This window comes from Streptomyces violaceus (assembly GCF_036014075.1).
Classification (GTDB): Bacteria; Actinomycetota; Actinomycetes; order Streptomycetales; family Streptomycetaceae; genus Streptomyces; species Streptomyces violaceus.
In genome coordinates, this window is the sequence record NZ_CP107911.1 from 7,501,323 (window position 1) to 7,519,146 (window position 17,824).

The following is a 17,824-nucleotide window of genomic DNA, read 5'->3' on the forward strand; positions in this document are numbered from 1 at the left end:
CTGCGAGCCGTGGTGCGGAGCAGTCACTGGGGTGGAGCGAGCGGGCCGGGAAGGCCCGCGCTCAGGCCGCCTGGCGGCGCATGACGGGGACCCTGATCGGGCGCGAGCCCGGGCCGCCGACGTGCGAGAAGGGCTGGGTCCGCCAGTCGAGCCCCTGAGGGAGCGTCAACAGCAGGGCGGTGTCCTGCTCCTGAGGATCCGCGGACTCGTCCGCGGGGCTGGCGTCCGTGGCCCTGCGGCCGGTGCCGGCACAGACCGTGAGTCCGAACGGGTTCCACGGCGAGGCGCACAGCGCGTGCTCCGGCAGAACCTCTTCGTCCGCCAGCAGCGCGATTGGCTGAGCGCAGTCCGGGCAGACGACCCGGAACATCTCGAAGGTGTCGTAGGAGTCGAGCTCGTCGTCGAAGGTGTCGGGTTCGACGCCCTCCGGCTCGGGCTCGACGACGAGCTGCGGCCGCTTGGGCGCGGTGCGACCAGGGCGCTTAAGACTCTGCATTGGGTTCTCCCCCTCGGACTGGGCCGTTCAGGCACTGCGGCCTCGACCACAGCAAGCACTTCCCGTCCCCTCTCGGCGGTAATCACGAGAACATCACGGAGACCGTTCGAGCCCTGTGGCGTTCGTCACATGCCGCGCGCAGGTGCCCACTGTGGTGGTTTTGTCCCCCGGGCGGCTGACCGTCGGCTTCCGGCCACATCACGAACCGGGCATGACCTGGGCTGCTCGGGTATCCGAGGAGATCAACCGCACTGTAGGTTCTTGCGCCATGGAGGAGCTGGACCGACAGATCGTGCAGCTGCTCGTCAAGGACGGGCGGATGAGCTACACCGACCTGGGCAAGGCCACGGGTCTGTCCACGTCGGCCGTGCACCAGCGGGTGCGCCGGCTGGAGCAGCGCGGCGTCATCCGCGGCTATGCCGCGGTCGTCGACCCGGAGGCCGTCGGGCTCCCCATGACCGCGTTCATCTCGGTCAAACCGTTCGACCCCAGCGCCCCTGACGACATCGCGGAGCGGCTCGCGGGCGCGCCGGAGATCGAGGCGTGCCACAGTGTCGCGGGGGACGAGAACTACATCCTCAAGGTGCGGGTCTCGACGCCGCACGAGCTGGAGGAACTGCTGGCCCGGGTGCGGACGTTGGCGGGGGTCTCGACGCGGACGACGGTGGTGTTGTCCACGCCGTACGAGGCGCGGCCGCCGCGGATCTGATCACCGTCGGGCGTTGCGGGCGACCCATGTTCGGAGTGACCGGGGTCAGGCGCGAGACTGTTGTCCATGAGTGAGTCCAGCGCCCCGTCGAAGACCGTCCTGCTCCGCCGTGGAGAGGTTCACAGCCCTGCCGACCCGTTCGCCACCGCGATGGTCGTGGAACGTGGCCAGGTTGCCTGGGTGGGGTCGGAGGGGGCCGCCGACGCCTTCGTGGACGGGGTCGACGAGGTGATCGACCTCGACGGCGCACTGGTCACTCCGGCATTCACCGATGCGCATGTGCACACCACTGCCACCGGCCTCGCGCTCACCGGCCTCGATCTGTCCGCCGCTCCCTCTCTCGAGGCCGCCCTGACCCTCGTACGGGACTTCGCCGCCTCCCGCCCGGACGACCGCGTCCTGCTCGGACACGGCTGGGACGCCGCCCGCTGGCCCGGCGGTCGCCCCCCGACGCGTGCGGAGCTGGACGAGGCCGCCGGACACCGGCCCCTCTACCTCAGCCGGATCGACGTCCACTCGGCGGTCGTCACGACGGCCCTGCTCGACCTGGTTCCCGACGCCGTCCGCGCGGACGGACCGCTCACCGCCGACGCCCACCACGCCGTACGGGCCGCCGCGTTCGCGGCCGTAACGCCTCAGCAGCGCGTCGACGCGCAGCGCGCCGCGCTCGCGCACGCCGTCTCCCTCGGCATCGGCACGGTCCACGAGTGCGCCGGCCCGGAGATCTCCTCCGAGGACGACTTCACCGGCCTGCTGCGCCTCGCCGCCGGGGAACCCGGGCCGCGCGTCGTCGGCTACTGGGCCGAGCGGGACGTCGCCAGGGCGCGAGAACTGGGCGCGATCGGCGCCGCGGGCGACCTGTTCGTCGACGGCGCCCTCGGCTCGCACACGGCCTGCCTGCACCAGCCGTACGCCGACGCCGGCCACACGGGCAACGTCTACCTGGACGCCGCCGCCGTGGCCGCCCATGTCGTCGCCTGCACCGAGGCGGGTCTCCAGGCCGGCTTCCACGCCATCGGCGACGCGGCGGTGGACGCCGTGGTCGAGGGCGTGCGCGCCGCCGCCGAGAAGCTGGGCCTCGCCCGCGTCCGCGCCGCCCGCCACCGCGTCGAGCACGCCGAAATGCTCACTCCGGACGCCATCGCCGCCTTCGCCGAGTTCGGCCTCACCGCCTCCGTGCAGCCCGCCTTCGACGCCCTGTGGGGCGGCCAGGACGGCATGTACGCGCAGCGGCTGGGCGCCGAGCGGGCACGTGCGATGAACCCGTTCGCCGCCCTGCTGCGCGCCGGTGTCCCGCTCGCCTTCGGCTCCGACAGCCCGGTCACCCCGCTCGACCCGTGGGGCACGGTCCGGGCCGCCGCCTTCCACCGCACGCCCGAGCACCGCGTCTCCGTGCGCGCCGCGTTCACGGCGCACACGCGCGGCGGATGGCGGGCCGTGGGGAGGGACGACGCGGGCGCCCTGGTGCCGGGCGCCCCCGCCGACTACGCGGTGTGGCACACCGGCGAACTCGTGGTGCAGGCCCCGGACGACCGGGTCGCCCGCTGGTCGACGGATCCCCGCTCCGGCACCCCGGGGCTGCCCGACCTGACCCCGGGCCGCGACCTGCCCGTCTGTCTGCGCACCGTGGTGGGCGGACGCACGGTCTTCGTACGGCCGGGCGAGTGATCTACGGGGGTGGCGCGCACGCGATCGTGTGCCGCGCCCCCGGCACGCGACCTGCGTATCCTCCGCACTGACCAGGCCTTTGGCGGGAGATGCGCAGGTCAAACGGCTGTTGACAGGCGGCCGCAGGTGGCCGGTAGGTTCGGCGGAGTCCACCACCGGACGCCCGACCGGGAACGTCCGCGCACTCGCCGCAGCGCCGCCGGGTCAGGGACGGTGTGCCGCACCGGGCACCGCCACTGGGAGCCAGGCTCAGGCCGGCGCAGCGCCGAGGGAACGTTCCGGCCGGTCGGGGAGGTGTGACCCGGGAGGGGCCCGGACGCTCAGTAGACAACGGCTTTCGGTCGACCCGCAGCCAGCGGGTCCCAGGTCGGCCCGAAGGGCGCCGGGCCCCCATCCGCCGTACGCTCGCCCGCGAAAGCGCATTCTTACCCGCGCCCTGCGGATTCGACACCACGGTTTCGAACGTCCTGTCACGTCACCGCAGGCCGGGCCCACTATGGTGGATCCCTGCGTACGGACTTGAAGGGGCATCAGTGAACGACGGCGACGGAACCCTCGCGGCAGGAGCCCAGGGGAGGAAGTTCGGCCCGCTCGGCACGGCCTTGGTGATCATCCCGACCTACAACGAGGCGGAGAACATCAAGAGCATCGTCGGCCGGGTGCGCGAAGCCGTCCCCGAGGCGCACGTACTCGTGGCCGACGACAACAGCCCGGACGGCACGGGCAAGCTGGCCGACGAGCTGACGGTGGAGGACGACCACGTCCACGTGCTGCACCGCAAGGGCAAGGAGGGCCTGGGCGCCGCCTACCTGGCGGGCTTCCGCTGGGGCCTGGAGCGCGACTACGGCGTGCTGATCGAGATGGACGCCGACGGCTCCCACCAGCCCGAGGAGCTGCCTCGTCTGCTCACCGCCCTCAAGAGCGCCGACCTGGTGCTCGGCTCGCGCTGGGTGCCCGGCGGCCGGGTGGTGAACTGGCCGAAGTCCCGTGAGGTGATCTCCCGGGGCGGCAGCCTCTACTCCCGGCTCGCGCTCGACCTGCCGCTGCGCGACATCACCGGCGGCTACCGGGCCTTCCGCCGCGAGACCCTGGAGGGCCTCGGCCTCGAGGAGGTCGCCTCGCAGGGCTACTGCTTCCAGGTCGACCTCGCGCGTCGCTCGGTCAAGGCCGGCTACCACGTCGTCGAGGTGCCGATCACCTTCGTCGAGCGCGAGCACGGCGACTCCAAGATGAGCCGCGACATCCTCGTCGAGGCGCTGTGGCGGGTCACGGCGTGGGGCGTGGGGGAGCGGGTCGGCAAGGTCACGGGGCGCGGCGGCAAGCCGGCCAAGCCCTAGCGGACCTCTGAGGTCGCTGACAGGAGCGGCTGATCTGCCCTTATCCCGGACTGAGCCGGGTCCAGGCACACTGGAGTCATGACGACTGGCGCTCAGACCCCCAGCACCCCTGCCCGGCCCCGGCGCTCCCGGCTGCGTACGTTCCTGCCGTTGGGGCTCGCCGCGTGGCTCGTGCTGGAGATCTGGCTGCTCACGGTGGTCGCGGGGGCGTCCAGCGGGCTGGTGGTCTTCCTCGTCCTGCTCGCGGGCCTCGTCCTCGGCTCGGTCGTGATCAAGCGGGCCGGCCGGCGCGCCTTCCGCAACCTCTCCGAAGCGCTGCAACAGCGGCAGAGCGGTGCGATGCCGGAGGCGGCCCGGCCGAACAGCGAGGGCAACGGCCTGATGATGCTGGGCGGTCTGCTGCTGATGATCCCCGGCCTGGTGTCGGACGCGGTGGGCCTGCTCCTGCTGCTGCCGCCGGTCCAGAAGGCCGTGAGCCGCTCCGCGGAGCGCACCTTCGAGCGCAAGCTCCGCGAGGCCGACCCGGGCACCCTGGGCGGGGCGTTCCAGCAAGCCCGTATGCACCGCCCCGACGGCAAGGTCGTCCAGGGCGAGGTCATCAGGGACGAGCCGGGCGACGCCCCGAAGGAGCCGCGCCCGCCGCTGACGCACTGAGCGTCCCGGCAGCCAGGCACACGAGGCACAAGAGACACACGAGGCACGACAAAAACCGCGGGCGCCGTACGTGAAGTACGGCGCCCGCGGTTCTGACGCGCTGTTCGGCCGGGCCCGCAGGGGTTCAGGCCGACTTGCGGCTGCTGTCCCGGGGATGAATCGCGATGTTCATCGCACCGGAGCGCAGAACCGCCAGGCGCTCCTCGAGGACCTCTTCGAGTTCCTCACGGGTGCGCCGCTCCATCAGCATGTCCCAATGCGTACGCGCGGGCTTGCCCTTCTTTTCTTCCGGGACATCGCCGTCCACGAGGAGTGCCTGGGCCCCGCAGACCTTGCACTCCCACTCCGGCGGGATCTCCGCCTCGACCGAGAAGGGCATCTCGAACCGGTGCCCCTTCTCGCATGCGTACTCCACGGCCTGGCGCGGAGCCAAGTCGATGCCGCGGTCCGTCTCGTAGCTGGTCACCACGAGGCGCGTGCCGCGAAGAGCTCGCTCACTCATGAATCGTGCCTCCCGGGCTTGTCGCCCACAGGACAGGTGTCGCTGTCGTCGTCATCCGGTCAACGTCCGGTCGGCGGTAAAGATTCCCGTTCCGAGTCCCGTTCCGGGTCATGCGTCGCCGTCGTAGCCGCAGCCTTGTTAACCCTTGCAGTACCCACCAGCGTCCGGTTTGTCACATCTGCTAGCAGATGTAACCCAGCGTTTCGGCATCTTTGACGCGCAGTAACGGTACGCCTGGCAGGCCAAACGCGTACACTACAGCCCTTTCGCGCCGAGTGCTAAATCCTGTCAGGAACCGGATTCCCCGCTTCACGGATCGCACGCCCCACGGGTACCCGGGCGAGCAGGACGAATCCGATGACGAAGAACCCCACCAGCGAGATGATCGCGTCCCGGTAGCTCCCGGTCAGCTGGTAGGTGAGCCCGAACAGCAGCGGCCCGAGCCAGCTCATGCCGCGGTCGCTCATCTCGTACGCGGAGAAGTATTCGGCCTCCTTCCCGGGCGGGACGAGATGGGAGAACAGGGAGCGGGACAGCGCCTGGCTGCCGCCGAGGACCAGGCCGATCCCGGCGGCCAGGACGAAGAACCACACCGGCGCCCCGGCCGGCAGGAAGTAGCCGGCCGCCAGCGTCATCGTCCACGCGACGAGTGAGCCGAGGATCGTGCGCTTGGCCCCGTACGTCCGGGCCAGCCTGCCCATCGTCAGCGCGCCCGCCACCGCCAGCACCTGCACCAGCAGGATGGCGCCGATCAGCGTGGACTGCCCGAGGCCCAGTTCCTCGGAGCCGTAGACCGAGGCCTGGGAGATCACCGTCTGGATGCCGTCGTTGTAGACGAGGTACGCGAGCAGGAAAGCCAGGGTCAGCGGGTGGCGGCGCATGTCGCGGACGGTCGCCGCGAGCTGCCGGAAGCCGGGGAGGGTCGCCACGTGCGCGGTGGACCTGCGGTCGCGCAGCCGCCGGAGCGGAATGAGGGCGAACGCGCCCCACCACAGGCCGGCCGACGCCAGGCAGATGCGGACCGCCGTGCTCTCGGAGATGCCGAAGCTCTCGTGCCCGGTATAGAGGACGAGGTTGATGACGAGGACCAGCGATCCCGCCGCGTAGCCGAAGGCCCAGCCGCGGGAGGAGACCGCGTCCCGTTGCTCGGGCGGGGCGATCTGCGGCAGGTAGGAGTTGTAGAGCATCATCGCCACGGACTGCGCCGCGTTCGCGACGACCAGGAGCGCCCCGCCGAGCAGATAGCGGTCGCCGTCCAGGAAGAACATGGCCGTCGTGGCCGTGGCCCCCGTGTAGGCGGCGGCCGCGAGCAGGGGCTTCTTGCGGCCGGTGCGGTCGGCGGCGGCGCCCGCCAGGGGCATCACCAGCACGGCCACGATCACCGAAAGGGACACCGAGTACGCGAAGAAGGACCCGGCGCGCACCGGGATCCCGAGGGGGTGGACGTACCCGCCGGCGTCGGCGGCCGATTCGGCGACCGATGTCAGATAGGGGCCCAGGAAGACGGTGAGCACGCTCGTCGAGTAGACGGAGCACGCCCAGTCGTAGACGTACCAGCCGCGCTGCTCGCGTCCGAGATCCGCCGCCCCGTCGTCCTGCGGTGTCCGCACGGTGCCGGTGCCCACCCGTGCCCTCGCTTCCCCGTGAACGCGCAGAGGCGGCGGGGCGGGGTGTCAGACCCAGACGCCGCGGTCCTCCATGACCTTGCGCAACGTGTCGATGTGATCGGTCATGATGCCATCCACACCCAGGTCCAGAAGCCGGTGCATGCTCTCCGGGTCGTTGACGGTCCACACATGTACCTGGAGTCCGCGCGCGTGGGCGGCGTGGAGGAAGCGGCCGTCCACGACCTGGATACCGGACTGGATCTCGGGGACCTGGGCGGCGACCGCCGAGCGGCGCACCGCGGCGGGCAGCCCCCAGGAACGCAGCCGCAGATTGAGCACGCCCCGGGTGCCGTACGAGGTGGCCAGGCGCGGGCCGGCCAGCCGCTGGGCGCGCACCACGCGCGCCTCGGAGAACGAGCCGAGGCAGATCCGGTCCCAGGAGTTCGTCCGCCCGATCAGGTCCAGGAAGGGCAGCAGGGCGGCCTCCGCCTTGACGTCGACGTTCCAGCGCACGTCGGGGAAGGTCTCCAGGAGTTCCTCGAAGAGGGGCACCGGTTCCTCGCCCGCCACGCGCGCGTGCCGCACCTCCTGCCACGGCAGGTCGGCGATCAGGCCCGCCCCGTCCGTCACCCGGTCCAGGGTCGCGTCGTGGAAGGCGACGAGTTCGCCGTCCCGGGTGGTGTGGATGTCGGTCTCGATGTACCGGTAGCCCGCCTCGACGGCACACCGGAACTGCCGCACGGTGTTCTCCAGACCGTCCGCGGCCCCGCCCCGGTGGGCGAAGGCGATCGGGCCGGGATGGTCGAGATAGGGATGGCGTATCCGCGGGGTCACGGACGCAGTATCGCTCCTCGGGGTTGACCGGTGGCAACGACCGTACTGCCGCCGGATGCCGGGGGGACGGCGAACACGCGCAGGAACAGCTGGGCGAGGGGGCCGATCGAGACCGCGTACAGGAGAGTGCCGACGCCGACGGTGCCGCCCAGGGCGAAGCCGGTCGCCACGACCGCGAACTCGATGGCCGTGCGCACCAGGCGGATCGAGACCCCCGTGCGCTGGTGCAGGCCCGTCATGAGGCCGTCGCGCGGACCCGGGCCGAAGCGGGCCGCGATGTACAGGCCGGTCGCCGCGCCGTTCAGGACGATCCCCGTCACCATCAGCGTCACGCGCGCCACCGGGCCGTGCGCGTCGGGCACCAGGGCCAGCGCGGCGTCCATCGCCATGCCGATGACCAGCACGTTGGAGATCGTGCCCAGGCCCGGCCGCTGGCGCAGCGGGATCCAGGCGAGCAGCACCGCCGCGCCCAGGAGGGTCAGCACCACGCCGATCGACAGTCCGGTCCGCTCGGCGAGGCCCTGGTGCAGCACGTTCCACGGCTCCAGGCCGAGCCCTGACCGGACGAGCAGCGCCGAACTCGCGCCGTACAGCGCGAGACCGGCGTAGAGCTGGGTCAGCCGCCGGGTGAGATGGCGCCGCGTGGACATGATGTGCCCCCCTGTGGTGTCAGTGGACTGATGCATGACACCCTGTGGCTTGGGTGGAGAGGCCATCCATGGCCAATCCGGGGAAGGTGGACTGATTCCGATGGCACAGTGGACTTCGGCCGTGGGTGCGGCGCAACTGGCCCGGCTGCTCAACTCCCAGCAGGAGCGGCCGGCAGGGCCCGGCACGCGCCGGCCGCCCGCCTACCGCGCGCTCGCCGACGGCATCCGCCTGCTGGTGCTCGAAGGACGGGTCCCGGTGGCCGCCAGGCTGCCCGCCGAGCGGGAACTCGCCCTTTCCCTGACCGTCAGCCGTACGACGGTCGCCGCCGCGTACGAGGCGCTGCGCAGCGAGGGCTTCCTGGAGTCCCGGCGCGGCGCGGGCAGCTGGACCGCCGTACCGGCCGGGAACCCGCTGCCCGCGCGCGGCCTGGAACCGCTGCCGCCCGAGACGCTCGGCTCGATGATCGACCTGGGCTGTGCGGCGCTGCCGGCCCCCGAGCCGTGGCTGACCCGGGCCGTGCGGGGCGCCCTGGAGGAACTGCCCCCGTACGCGCACACGCACGGCGACTATCCCGCCGGGCTGCCGGCGCTGCGGGCGATGATCGCCGAGCGGTACACGGCGCGCGGGATCCCGACCATGCCCGAGCAGATCATGGTGACGACCGGGGCGATGGGCGCGATCGACGCGATCTGCCATCTGTTCGCCGGGCGGGGTGAGCGCATCGCCGTCGAGTCGCCCTCGTACGCCAACATCCTCCAGCTCATGCGGGAGGCCGGGGCCCGGCTCGTGCCCGTCGCGATGGCCGAGGGGCTCACCGGCTGGGACATGGACCGCTGGCGGCAGGTCCTGCGGGACGCCGCGCCCCGGATCGCGTATGTCGTCGCCGACTTCCACAACCCGACCGGTGCGCTCGCCGACGAGGACCAGCGGCGGCGGCTGGTGGACGCGGCGCGCTCCGCGGGGACCGTGCTGATCGCCGACGAGACGATGAGCGAGCTGTGGCTCGACCCGGATGTGCGGATGCCGCGGCCGGTGTGTGCCTTCGACCCGGCCGGGTCCACGGTGATCACGGTGGGGTCGGCGAGCAAGGCGTTCTGGGCCGGGATGCGCATCGGATGGGTGCGGGCCGCTCCGGACGTGATCCGCAGTCTGGTCGCCGCGCGGGCCTACGCCGACCTCGGCACGCCCGTCCTGGAGCAGCTGGCCGTCAACTGGCTGTTCGGGACGGGGGGCTGGGAACAGGCCGTGGAGGTGCGGCGGGAGCAGGCGCGGGAGAACCGCGACGAACTCGTGGCAGCGGTGCGGCGGGAGCTGCCCGAGTGGGAGTTCGAGGTGCCCCGGGGCGGTTTGACGCTGTGGGTGCGGACCGGAGGGCTCTCGGGGTCGCGGCTGGCCGAGGCGGGGGAGCGGGTGGGGGTGCGGGTGCCGTCAGGACCGCGGTTCGGCGTGGACGGGGCGTTCGAGGGGTATGTGCGGCTGCCGTTCACCGTGGGGGGTGCGGTGGCCGAGGAGGCGGCTGTGCGGCTGGCCGCGGCGGCGCGGATCGTGGAGGAGGGCGGTGCGGGGGCCGGAGAGGCGCCGCGGACGTTCGTGGCGTAGCGCTCCGGTGTGGCGTAGTGCTCCGCGTCGGTGTGGCCGGGGCGCCTGGCGTGGCTAGGTTGCCTTCGCTTTCGACTTCGTCGGCTTCGTCAGTACGGGTACCGGATTGGGAATCGAGTCCTTCGGCTTCGTCAGGACCGGTACCGGATCCGGCACGGGGTCCGGCTTCGGGTCCGTCGTGAGCGGCTCCGCTTCCGTCCCCTCCGGCTCGGGGACCGTCTCCCCGTCCGCCGGTGTCGTGCGCGGCGGGAGAAGGCCCAGGACCGCTTGGCGGTGGGCGTCGGACGTGGCGTCGTCGTAGGGGTTCGGCGTGGCCGGGACCTGGAGGCGGTGGACCGGGCCCATGCCGAGGCGGGCGTAGCCGCGGCCGGGCGGGACCTCCTCGACGGGGGTGGTGTGCGGGGGTGCGCCCAGGACGGACTCGAGCTGCGCGGCCGTCGCCGGCCCGAGGACCACGCGCGCGCGGGTGTGCTGGCGTACCGGTTCGCCGAGGGCCTCCACGGTGTCCAGCTGCTCGGCCACGACCACCGTCACGTTCGCCGGGCGGCCGTGCCGGAGCGGGACCTGGAGGAGGGACTGCGGGTCCTTGCGGTCCTGGGCGGCGGCCAGGTGGGTGAACGCCGTCGGGCGGTCCAGGAGGATCCACAGGGGACGCTTGGTGTCGTCCGGTGGCGGGTGGCCCGCCTGGTGGGCACGGTTGGCGGCGATCAGCCGGCGCTCGGTCTCGGCCGCGGCCCACTCCAGGCTCGCCAGCACCCCGGGGAGGCCGCATTCCACGGCCAGCACCCCGTCCCGGCCGGTCAGGCAGGCGTACTCGCCGGTGCCTCCGCCGTCGATGATCACCACGTCGCCGTGCTGGAGGACCTGCAGGGCGATGGACCGCAGCAGGGTCGAGGTGCCGGTGCCCGGCTGGCCGAGGGCGAGCAGATGCGGCTCGGTGGAGCGCAGGCCCGTGCGCCAGACGACCGGGGGCACGTCCCGCTGCTGCTCGCCGTAGGACAGGGGGAGGGTGCGCTGGACCCGGCTGGGGTCGGTGAAGCCGAGGACCGTCTCGCCCGGAGCGGTGACGAAGCGCTGGGCGGCGATGTCGACGGCGAGCGGCGTGAGCACGCTGACCGTCAACTGGTTGCCCTCCTCTTCCCACGAGAAGTGGTATTCGCGCCCCCGGCCCGACTTGGCCGCCAGCAGGCCCTCGATCCGGGCACGGGCCTCGGCCTCGCCGTCGGCGAAGTACGCCGGGTAGTGGATCACCAGGTGCGAGATCCGGCCGGTGCCGTCGAAGGCGTAGGTGGGGAAGGCCTTCTCCCAGGTGCCGCCGTGGGAGTACAGCGGCTCGGGGTCCTCGGCGGTGGAGAAGTACGGCACGAGCGCCTCGTACAGCGACTGCAGGCGCTGGGCCTGCGACTCGTCGGGCCCGTCGGATGCCGAAGCGGCGCGTTCCCGGCCCTGCCATGCGGCCGCCGCCATCAGGGTGATGGCGGCGAGCAGCGGTCCGTACGGCATCAGCGCCACGACCAGGATGACGGAGGCCACCAGGAACAGCAGCGCTCCCCGTTTGTCCTTGGGGGTCTCGCTCCATCTGCGCCGTCCGGCCGCTGCCAGCCGGCGCAGACCGCGTGTGATCGTGATCAGCGGGTGGAGGACGTCGGTGGCGCTGTCGGCGGCCGTCCGGGCCAGCTCCCGGCTCCGGACGAGCTGCGCGCTGCCGTTGCTCAGAATGCGGGGGAGGGGGCGCCGGGCCACTGCTGCCTCCAGAGAGTGCCTACGGGCGGGATGTGTACGGGGTGCGGGGCCGTCAGAACTTGATTCCGCCGAGGAGGCTCGCCAGGCTCTCGCCGCCTGCCTTGATGCTCGGGGCGATGGCCGTACTGGCCAGGTAGAAGCCGAAGAGCATCGCGACCACGGCGTGCGACGCCTTGAGGCCGTCCTTGCGGAAGAAGATGAAGACGACGATGCCGAGCAGGACCACGCCTGAGATGGAGAGAATCATTTGGGTTCTCCTGGTTCGCGGGGACAGTCACCATGAGTACTTCCAGGCTCACAGGATGTATCCATACGATAAAAGGTGCAACTGGGTGGAAATGGGGCGCTTTCCCTCGGGCTGCGGAGTGGTCCCGGAACCGGTCGAGCTGGGGTGTTGTGCTCACCCGGGTCTGTAGTGATCTTTACCTCGGGCACATCGGGTCATGTGCCGCGCGAGCCAGTACCCTGGCGATTCACTCGTACGGCTGCACTACTCGCAGACGTGCGCACCCGACGTGATGAGTAGTGGAGAGGCGGTCCGGCCGATGACCGAAGTCCCCGACCCCGAGGTCGTGGAGCTGGCGACCAAGATCTTCGATCTGGCCCGGCGGGGACGGACCGAGGCGCTCGTGGCGTATGTCGACGCGGGTGTTCCGGCCAACCTCACCAATGACCGCGGCGACTCGCTCGTGATGCTCGCCGCCTATCACGGCCATTCCGACGCGGTGCGCGCGCTCCTCGCCCGTGGCGCCGAGGCCGACCGGGTGAACGACCGAGGCCAGACCCCGCTCGCGGGAGCGGCCTTCAAGGGCGAGACGGACGTGATCAAAGCCCTCCTGGAGGGCGGCGCCGACCCGTCCGCCGGCACCCCCTCGGCCGTCGACACGGCCCGGATGTTCGGCAGGACCGAATTGCTCGAACTGTTCGGCGAGCGCTGAGCCGACCAGTCTGACCTGGAACGACACAGAAAACGGGGGAGGCGGTACAGGGCCGCCGAAATTTCGGTCGCGGCAGACGGAAGAGCCGAGTCATCATGACGACGTGGTTCACGGACGTGATGGTTGGGCAGGTGTTGCCGCACCGCGCGGGCCGTGACGCGGTCCGCAGGGGCCACCGACGAGAGGCAGAGGAAGATGGTCTACAGCAAGCAGGAAACGGCGGACACTCCGACGTGTTGTCGCGCGGCCAGGTAGTACACGTCCCCGGTTGCGTCGACGCTTGATGTGAGGCTGTTTCCCATGTTCGATCCGGTCATAGCGCCCAGCGGTACGCTGCTCGGCCTGCTCCAGCGGGGCCGCGGCGACGGCACGCTGCACGCGCTCACCGCCCCGCGCCCCGAGGCGCTCGCGGCGTTGAACCACTGTGTGCTGCGCGATCCCCGCCACGACTGGCAGGTGGAGAACCGCTCCCTCTACTACGCCCGCCTCTACCTCGACCTGAACGGCGAGCTGGACGCGATCGAGGGCCATCTCTTCGACGCCGAGGACGTCCTCGACACCGAGGAGTCACGCACCGGGCTCGCCCTCGCCGTCCTCGGGCACCTCGCCTCCTACGGCAGGCGGGACGCGCTCGCACTGCTGCGCAGGTACGCCGCCCACGGCTCGAACTGGGCCTGGGCCCTCGACGAACTCGCCCTCAGGGACGACGACGCGGGCCTGCGTGCCCTCGCCGCGCCCGTCCTCGCCCGGTTCCCGGCCGATCCGGAGGGCGAGGCCGAGCTGGCCGCCACCGTCCGCGATGCCTTCGAACCCCGTCCGTGGCGGCTGTGGGCCGAGGATCCGCGCGAATCCATCGCCACACGCGTGCGTGCCGCCCACGAGGCCGGCAGCTTCGACCGCTGGCAGCGGCAGATGCGGCCGACGGGCCCGCGCCCGGGATGGAGCGTGCAGGCCGTCTTCGAATGGGCCCAGCATGGCCTCGACCGGGGCGCCGCACTCCATGTCCCGGCTGCCCGCTGCCTCACCGCGGTGGCGGGGCCCGAGGACCGGGCCGAGATCGTCCAGGCCGCGAAGGACGGCGGCGACGGAGCCCGGTGCACCGCCCTGCGCTACCTCGCCGACGGCAACGATCCCGACGCCCTCGACCTGATCGAGGGTGCCGTGGCCACCGGCTCGACGGTCGTCGTGGAGGCCGCCGTCGACGCCTTCGAACGCATGCGCAGTCTCGCCGCCGTGGACCGGGCCCGCGGCTGGGCGCACCGGCCCGACGAGCTGGGTGCCGCCGCCGGACGCGTCCTCGCCTGCCTGGGCGGGGTGCAGGACCGGGATCTGGTCCTCGCGGCACTACGGGAGGCGGTGCGCGGCGAAGGCCCCGACGCGCCGACCCTGTGGACCCTGGTCGACGGCACCGGACGGCTCGGCATCGCCTGCGCCGCACCCGTGCTCCGTCACGTCTACCGTGAGACCGCCTCCTCCCATCTGCGCGGCCGGGCCGCCCGGGCCCTCGCCGCCACCGACCCCTCCTTCGCCACCGGCTTCGCCGTCGAATGCCTGTGGGACTGCGAGGAGACCACCCGCGAGATCGCCGCCCGGCACGCCGAGACCGGCGACACCCGGGTCGTGGAGCGACTGCGCCGGCTCGCCGCCGACCCGGCCGAGGAGGCCGAGGTCCAGACAGCCGTACGCAGCCGGATCGGTCCCGAGGAGACCGCTGTGTGACCCCCCTCCGCGGCAGGACGCCGGGGCGGAATCAGGCCGCCCGGGTGAACGAGGGGTGACTCGCGGGTCAGGAGCGCATGGACGCGGCCTGACCTGCGCGGGTGCACCTCAGAACGCTCATAGGACGTTCCTCGTCCGGAAAGATCCACGTTGACGCGGCCACGTTCGGCCCGGCGAGAACACCGGTATGCGTGTCGTCATCGTGACCGAATCCTTTCCCCCCGACGTGAACGGCGTGGCCCACTGCGCGCTCCAGACCGCCCGGCACCTCGTCGATCGCGGTCACACCCCCGTCGTCGTGGCCCCGGCCCCGGCGCCCGGGAACAAGCCCGACGCCTCCGCGCCGTGCCGCGTCGTCCACGTCCCCTCCCTCCCGCTCCCCGGCTACCCCCAGGTCCGCGTCGCCCTCCCCAGCCGCCGCCTGGCCGCCACCCTCATCGAGCACCGTGCCGATGTCGTCCACCTCGCCAGCCCGTTCGTCCTCGGCGTGCGCGGCATGGCCGCCGCCGCCCGCCTCGGCGTCCCCGCCGTCGCCGTCTACCAGACCGACCTGGCCGGATACGCCCGTACGTACATGGGTGCCGGAGAGGCCGCCGCCTGGCGGCGCATCCGCTCCGTCCACGGCGCCGCCGACCTCACCCTTGCCCCGTCCAGCGCTGCCCTCAACGACCTGGAGACGCACGGAGTGCCCCGGGTCGAGCTGTGGCCGCGCGGGGTGGACACCGAACGCTTCCGGCCGGACCGCCGCGACGAGGCCCTGCGCCGCGAGCTGGCCCCCGACGGCGAGCTGATCGTCGGCTACGTGGGCCGGCTCGCCCCCGAGAAGCAGGTCGAACTCCTCGCCGGTGCCTGCGGCCTGGAGGGCGTCCGGGTCGTCATCGTCGGCGACGGCCCCAGCCGGCCCGGCCTGGAGCAGGCGCTGCCCGGCGCGGTCTTCCTCGGCCGCCGTACCGGTGACGATCTCGCCCGGATCTTCGCCTCGCTCGACGTCTTCGCGCACACGGGACCCTTCGAGACCTTCTGCCAGACCGTGCAGGAGGCCATGGCCAGCGGTCTGCCGGTCGTGGCGCCCGCCGCGGGCGGGCCGCTGGACCTGGTCGCGCACGGGCACACCGGGCTGCTGGTGCCGCCGCGCGACGCGACCGCAGTACGGGACGCGGTGCGGTCCCTGGCCGCCGATCCCGGGCTGCGGGCCGCCTTCGGTGCCGCCGGGCGCGCCACGGTGGAGGGCCGCACCTGGGCGGCCGTCGGCGACCAGCTGATCGGGCACTACACGAACGTGCTCGCCGGGCGCAGGACGGTGGTGGCGGCATGAGCGACTCGCGTTCGGGCAACCACGCCAGCCGCCAGTCACTGCGGATCGTCCGGCTCGCCAACTTCGTCGCACCAGCCTCCGGCGGTCTGCGCACCGCTCTGCGCGAACTCGGCAAGGGCTTCAAGGCGGCGGGGCACGAGCCCGTCCTGGTCGTCCCCGGCGAGCGGATGAGCGACCGCGAGACCGAGCAGGGGCGGGTGATCACCCTCCCCGGGCCGCTGCTGCCCGGCACCGGCGGCTACCGCGTCCTCGCCGACAAGAAGCGGGTGGCCCGGCTCCTGGAGGAGCTCGCGCCGGACCGGCTGGAGGTGTCCGACCGTACGACCCTCAGGTGGACCGGCAAGTGGGCGCGGCGCGCCCGGGTCCCGGCCGTGATGGTCTCTCACGAGACCGCCGACGGCGTGCTGCGCACCTGGGGCCTACCCGAGGGGGCCGCCCGGCGTGCGGCCGACGCCCTCAACGTCCGCACGTCCCACACGTACGCGCGCGTGGTGTGCACCACCGAGTTCGCCGAGCGGGAGTTCGTGCGGATCGGGGCCCGCAACGTCGTCCGGGCCCCGCTGGGCGTCGACCTGGTGCAGCGGCACCCGGCGCTGCGCGATCCGGAACTACGGGCGCGGCACGCGCGCGGGGACGAGACGCTGCTGGTGATGTGCTCGCGGCTGTCCGTGGAGAAGCGGCCCGGCACGGCGCTGGACGCCCTGGAGAAGCTGCGGCGGCGCGGGCGACGGGTGGTGCTGGTGGTGGCGGGCGACGGTCCGCTGCGCGCGCGGCTCGAACAGCGGGCACGCGAGAGCGCCTTGCCGGTCACCTTCCTCGGGCATGTCTCCGACCGCGGGCTGCTCGGCGCGCTCCAGGCGTCCGCCGATGCCGCCCTGGCACCAGGGCCCGCCGAGACGTTCGGGCTCGCCGCGCTGGAGGCCATGGCGTGCGGCACTCCCGTGGTGGCCAGCGCGTCGTCCGCGCTGTCCGAGGTGATCGGCCCGGCCGGGCTCGTCGCCGCGGACCACGGGGAGGCCTTCGCGGACGCCGTGGACCTCCTGCTCGAAGGCCTGGAGGCGGACCGGCGCGAGGCCGCACGCGCGCGTGCGGAGTGCTTCGGCTGGAACGCGGCGGTCGATGCCTTCCTCGCCGCACACGACGCGGCCGTCCCCGTGCGCCCGTACGTGCCCGGAGGCGTGGCATGAGACCCCCGCGGTTCGTGGGAGCCCCGCGTTTCGTGGCCCTCGGCGACTCGCTGACCGAGGGCGTGGGCGACCCCGTCGGCGACGGGTGGCGCGGCTGGGCCGCGCTGCTCGCCGACGGGCTCTCCGAGGGGCCGGGCCGGTTCACCAACCTCGCGGTGAGCGGGGCGCAGACCCGGGACGTGCTGGAGCGGCAGCTGCCCGCCGCGCTGGAGCTGCGGCCCGGGCTCGTGTCCGTCGTCGTCGGCGTCAACGACACCCTGCGCTGCACCTTCGACATCCAGGCCGTGGCGGCCCGGCTCGACCGGGTGTACGGGGCCTTCACCGGGCAGGGCGCGGTCCTGCTCACCGCGTGCCTGCCCGACCCGGGCACCATGCTCGGCCTGCCGGGGGCGCTGGCCCACCCGCTGGCGCGGCGGCAACGGGCCGTGAACGCGGTCGTCCATGCCCTGTCCGAACGGTACGAAGCCCTGCACCTGCACGCGTGCGAGGGCGACTGGACCACGGACCGTGCCATGTGGAGCGCGGACCGGCTGCACCCCGGCGAACGGGGACACCGGCAACTGGCCCTGCGCTTCCACGCGCTGCTCACGGAGCACGGCCTCGCGACCGGGCCGGCGCCCTCGCCCGAGCCCGACATTCCCGTCCCGACGAAGTCGGCGAGCCTGTGGTGGCTGGCCACGGCCGGCACCGGCTGGGTGGCGCGCCGCTGCACCGACCTGCTGCCCCAGCTCCTGACACTGGCCGCCGACGAGCTACGGCACCGCGCCCGGGGGACCAGCGCCCGGCTCGACCTGCGGGCCTCCGCGGCGGTGTCGGCCGCACTGGCCGCGCTGTCGGTGGCGGAGCAGCCGGACGCCGCCTGACC

The 17,824-nt window shown here is 72.7% G+C and carries 17 protein-coding genes; 10 read left to right on the forward strand and 7 right to left on the reverse strand.

What is annotated here, in order from left to right; genetic code table 11:
• Window positions 1-61: 61 nt before the first annotated feature.
• Entirely contained in the window at window positions 62-496 is a 435-nt protein-coding gene (locus OG542_RS33825) for a hypothetical protein (RefSeq protein ID WP_193480159.1), read from the reverse strand.
• Between the two features lie 268 nt (window positions 497-764).
• Here OG542_RS33825 and OG542_RS33830 point away from each other — a divergent pair, with 268 nt between their 5' ends.
• The 4 genes from OG542_RS33830 to fxsA all read left to right on the forward strand — a co-directional run bounded on the left by OG542_RS33830 (window position 765) and on the right by fxsA (window position 4,864).
• The gene (locus tag OG542_RS33830) at window positions 765-1,205 is read left to right on the forward strand and encodes an Lrp/AsnC family transcriptional regulator (RefSeq protein ID WP_328415800.1); all 441 of its coding nucleotides are present in this window, start codon (window positions 765-767) and stop codon (window positions 1,203-1,205) included.
• Window positions 1,206-1,271: 66 nt separating this feature from the next.
• On the forward strand, window positions 1,272-2,873 hold the full coding sequence (locus OG542_RS33835) for an amidohydrolase (protein ID WP_328415802.1): 1,602 nt from the start codon (window positions 1,272-1,274) through the stop codon (window positions 2,871-2,873).
• A 533-nt stretch (window positions 2,874-3,406) separates the two neighbouring features.
• On the forward strand, window positions 3,407-4,210 hold the full coding sequence (locus tag OG542_RS33840; protein ID WP_261678691.1) for a polyprenol monophosphomannose synthase: 804 nt from the start codon (window positions 3,407-3,409) through the stop codon (window positions 4,208-4,210).
• Between the two features lie 78 nt (window positions 4,211-4,288).
• The gene (gene fxsA, locus OG542_RS33845; protein ID WP_328415804.1) at window positions 4,289-4,864 is read left to right on the forward strand and encodes an FxsA family membrane protein; all 576 of its coding nucleotides are present in this window, start codon (window positions 4,289-4,291) and stop codon (window positions 4,862-4,864) included.
• Between the two features lie 124 nt (window positions 4,865-4,988).
• Here the strand turns inward: fxsA and OG542_RS33850 are convergent, their stop codons facing one another.
• From OG542_RS33850 to yczE, 4 genes are all read right to left on the reverse strand, one after another.
• Window positions 4,989-5,366 (reverse strand): RNA polymerase-binding protein RbpA, encoded by a 378-nt coding sequence (locus OG542_RS33850; RefSeq protein WP_184597099.1) that lies wholly within the window; start codon window positions 5,364-5,366, stop codon window positions 4,989-4,991.
• A gap of 278 nt (window positions 5,367-5,644) precedes the next feature.
• Complete coding sequence (locus OG542_RS33855; RefSeq protein WP_328415806.1) at window positions 5,645-6,991, reverse strand: MFS transporter; 1,347 nt, start codon at window positions 6,989-6,991, stop codon at window positions 5,645-5,647.
• Window positions 6,992-7,039: 48 nt separating this feature from the next.
• On the reverse strand, window positions 7,040-7,807 hold the full coding sequence (locus tag OG542_RS33860) for a glycerophosphodiester phosphodiesterase (protein WP_328415808.1): 768 nt from the start codon (window positions 7,805-7,807) through the stop codon (window positions 7,040-7,042).
• Entirely contained in the window at window positions 7,804-8,457 is a 654-nt protein-coding gene (gene yczE / locus OG542_RS33865; RefSeq protein WP_328415810.1) for a membrane protein YczE, read from the reverse strand. The genes OG542_RS33860 and yczE overlap by 4 nt, the downstream gene beginning before the upstream one ends.
• A 100-nt stretch (window positions 8,458-8,557) precedes the next feature.
• Here yczE and OG542_RS33870 point away from each other — a divergent pair, with 100 nt between their 5' ends.
• On the forward strand, window positions 8,558-10,057 hold the full coding sequence (locus OG542_RS33870) for an SCO1417 family PLP biosynthesis transcription factor (protein WP_311124645.1): 1,500 nt from the start codon (window positions 8,558-8,560) through the stop codon (window positions 10,055-10,057).
• A 54-nt stretch (window positions 10,058-10,111) separates the two neighbouring features.
• On the opposite strand, the gene OG542_RS33875 is transcribed toward OG542_RS33870, so the two are convergent.
• Together OG542_RS33875 and OG542_RS33880 are read right to left on the reverse strand one after the other, a co-directional pair.
• Window positions 10,112-11,800, reverse strand: coding sequence for a hypothetical protein (locus tag OG542_RS33875; RefSeq protein ID WP_328415813.1), 1,689 nt, complete (start codon window positions 11,798-11,800; stop codon window positions 10,112-10,114).
• A 52-nt stretch (window positions 11,801-11,852) separates the two neighbouring features.
• Complete coding sequence (locus tag OG542_RS33880) at window positions 11,853-12,047, reverse strand: hypothetical protein (RefSeq protein ID WP_030843336.1); 195 nt, start codon at window positions 12,045-12,047, stop codon at window positions 11,853-11,855.
• Between the two features lie 298 nt (window positions 12,048-12,345).
• Here OG542_RS33880 and OG542_RS33885 point away from each other — a divergent pair, with 298 nt between their 5' ends.
• From OG542_RS33885 to OG542_RS33905, 5 genes are all read left to right on the forward strand, one after another.
• A complete protein-coding gene (locus OG542_RS33885; protein ID WP_184597089.1) occupies window positions 12,346-12,738 on the forward strand; it encodes an ankyrin repeat domain-containing protein in 393 nt (130 codons plus the stop codon).
• Window positions 12,739-13,038: 300 nt separating this feature from the next.
• Window positions 13,039-14,457 (forward strand): HEAT repeat domain-containing protein, encoded by a 1,419-nt coding sequence (locus tag OG542_RS33890; RefSeq protein WP_328415815.1) that lies wholly within the window; start codon window positions 13,039-13,041, stop codon window positions 14,455-14,457.
• 187 nt (window positions 14,458-14,644) lie between these two features.
• The gene (locus tag OG542_RS33895; RefSeq protein ID WP_311124642.1) at window positions 14,645-15,772 is read left to right on the forward strand and encodes a glycosyltransferase family 4 protein; all 1,128 of its coding nucleotides are present in this window, start codon (window positions 14,645-14,647) and stop codon (window positions 15,770-15,772) included.
• Window positions 15,769-16,959 carry a glycosyltransferase gene (locus OG542_RS33900; protein ID WP_328415818.1) on the forward strand — a complete coding sequence of 397 codons (1,191 nt, stop codon included), beginning with the start codon at window positions 15,769-15,771 and terminating at the stop codon, window positions 16,957-16,959. Before OG542_RS33895 ends, OG542_RS33900 begins: the two co-directional genes overlap by 4 nt.
• Entirely contained in the window at window positions 16,956-17,822 is an 867-nt protein-coding gene (locus tag OG542_RS33905; RefSeq protein WP_328415820.1) for an SGNH/GDSL hydrolase family protein, read from the forward strand. The genes OG542_RS33900 and OG542_RS33905 overlap by 4 nt, the downstream gene beginning before the upstream one ends.
• Window positions 17,823-17,824 lie beyond the last annotated feature (2 nt).

Excerpts from the sequence above, each read along its gene's own strand:
- OG542_RS33825 (WP_193480159.1), bottom strand. The coding sequence starts at position 496 with ATGCAGAGTCTTAAGCGCCCTGGTCGCACCGCGCCCAAGCGGCCGCAG.
- OG542_RS33830 (WP_328415800.1), top strand. The coding sequence starts at position 765 with ATGGAGGAGCTGGACCGACAGATCGTGCAGCTGCTCGTCAAGGACGGG.
- OG542_RS33835 (WP_328415802.1), top strand. The coding sequence starts at position 1,272 with ATGAGTGAGTCCAGCGCCCCGTCGAAGACCGTCCTGCTCCGCCGTGGA.
- fxsA (WP_328415804.1), top strand. The coding sequence starts at position 4,289 with ATGACGACTGGCGCTCAGACCCCCAGCACCCCTGCCCGGCCCCGGCGC.
- OG542_RS33850 (WP_184597099.1), bottom strand. The coding sequence starts at position 5,366 with ATGAGTGAGCGAGCTCTTCGCGGCACGCGCCTCGTGGTGACCAGCTAC.
- yczE (WP_328415810.1), bottom strand. The coding sequence starts at position 8,457 with ATGTCCACGCGGCGCCATCTCACCCGGCGGCTGACCCAGCTCTACGCC.
- OG542_RS33870 (WP_311124645.1), top strand. The coding sequence starts at position 8,558 with ATGGCACAGTGGACTTCGGCCGTGGGTGCGGCGCAACTGGCCCGGCTG.
- OG542_RS33880 (WP_030843336.1), bottom strand. The coding sequence starts at position 12,047 with ATGATTCTCTCCATCTCAGGCGTGGTCCTGCTCGGCATCGTCGTCTTC.
- OG542_RS33885 (WP_184597089.1), top strand. The coding sequence starts at position 12,346 with ATGACCGAAGTCCCCGACCCCGAGGTCGTGGAGCTGGCGACCAAGATC.
- OG542_RS33890 (WP_328415815.1), top strand. The coding sequence starts at position 13,039 with ATGTTCGATCCGGTCATAGCGCCCAGCGGTACGCTGCTCGGCCTGCTC.
- OG542_RS33895 (WP_311124642.1), top strand. The coding sequence starts at position 14,645 with ATGCGTGTCGTCATCGTGACCGAATCCTTTCCCCCCGACGTGAACGGC.
- OG542_RS33900 (WP_328415818.1), top strand. The coding sequence starts at position 15,769 with ATGAGCGACTCGCGTTCGGGCAACCACGCCAGCCGCCAGTCACTGCGG.
- OG542_RS33905 (WP_328415820.1), top strand. The coding sequence starts at position 16,956 with ATGAGACCCCCGCGGTTCGTGGGAGCCCCGCGTTTCGTGGCCCTCGGC.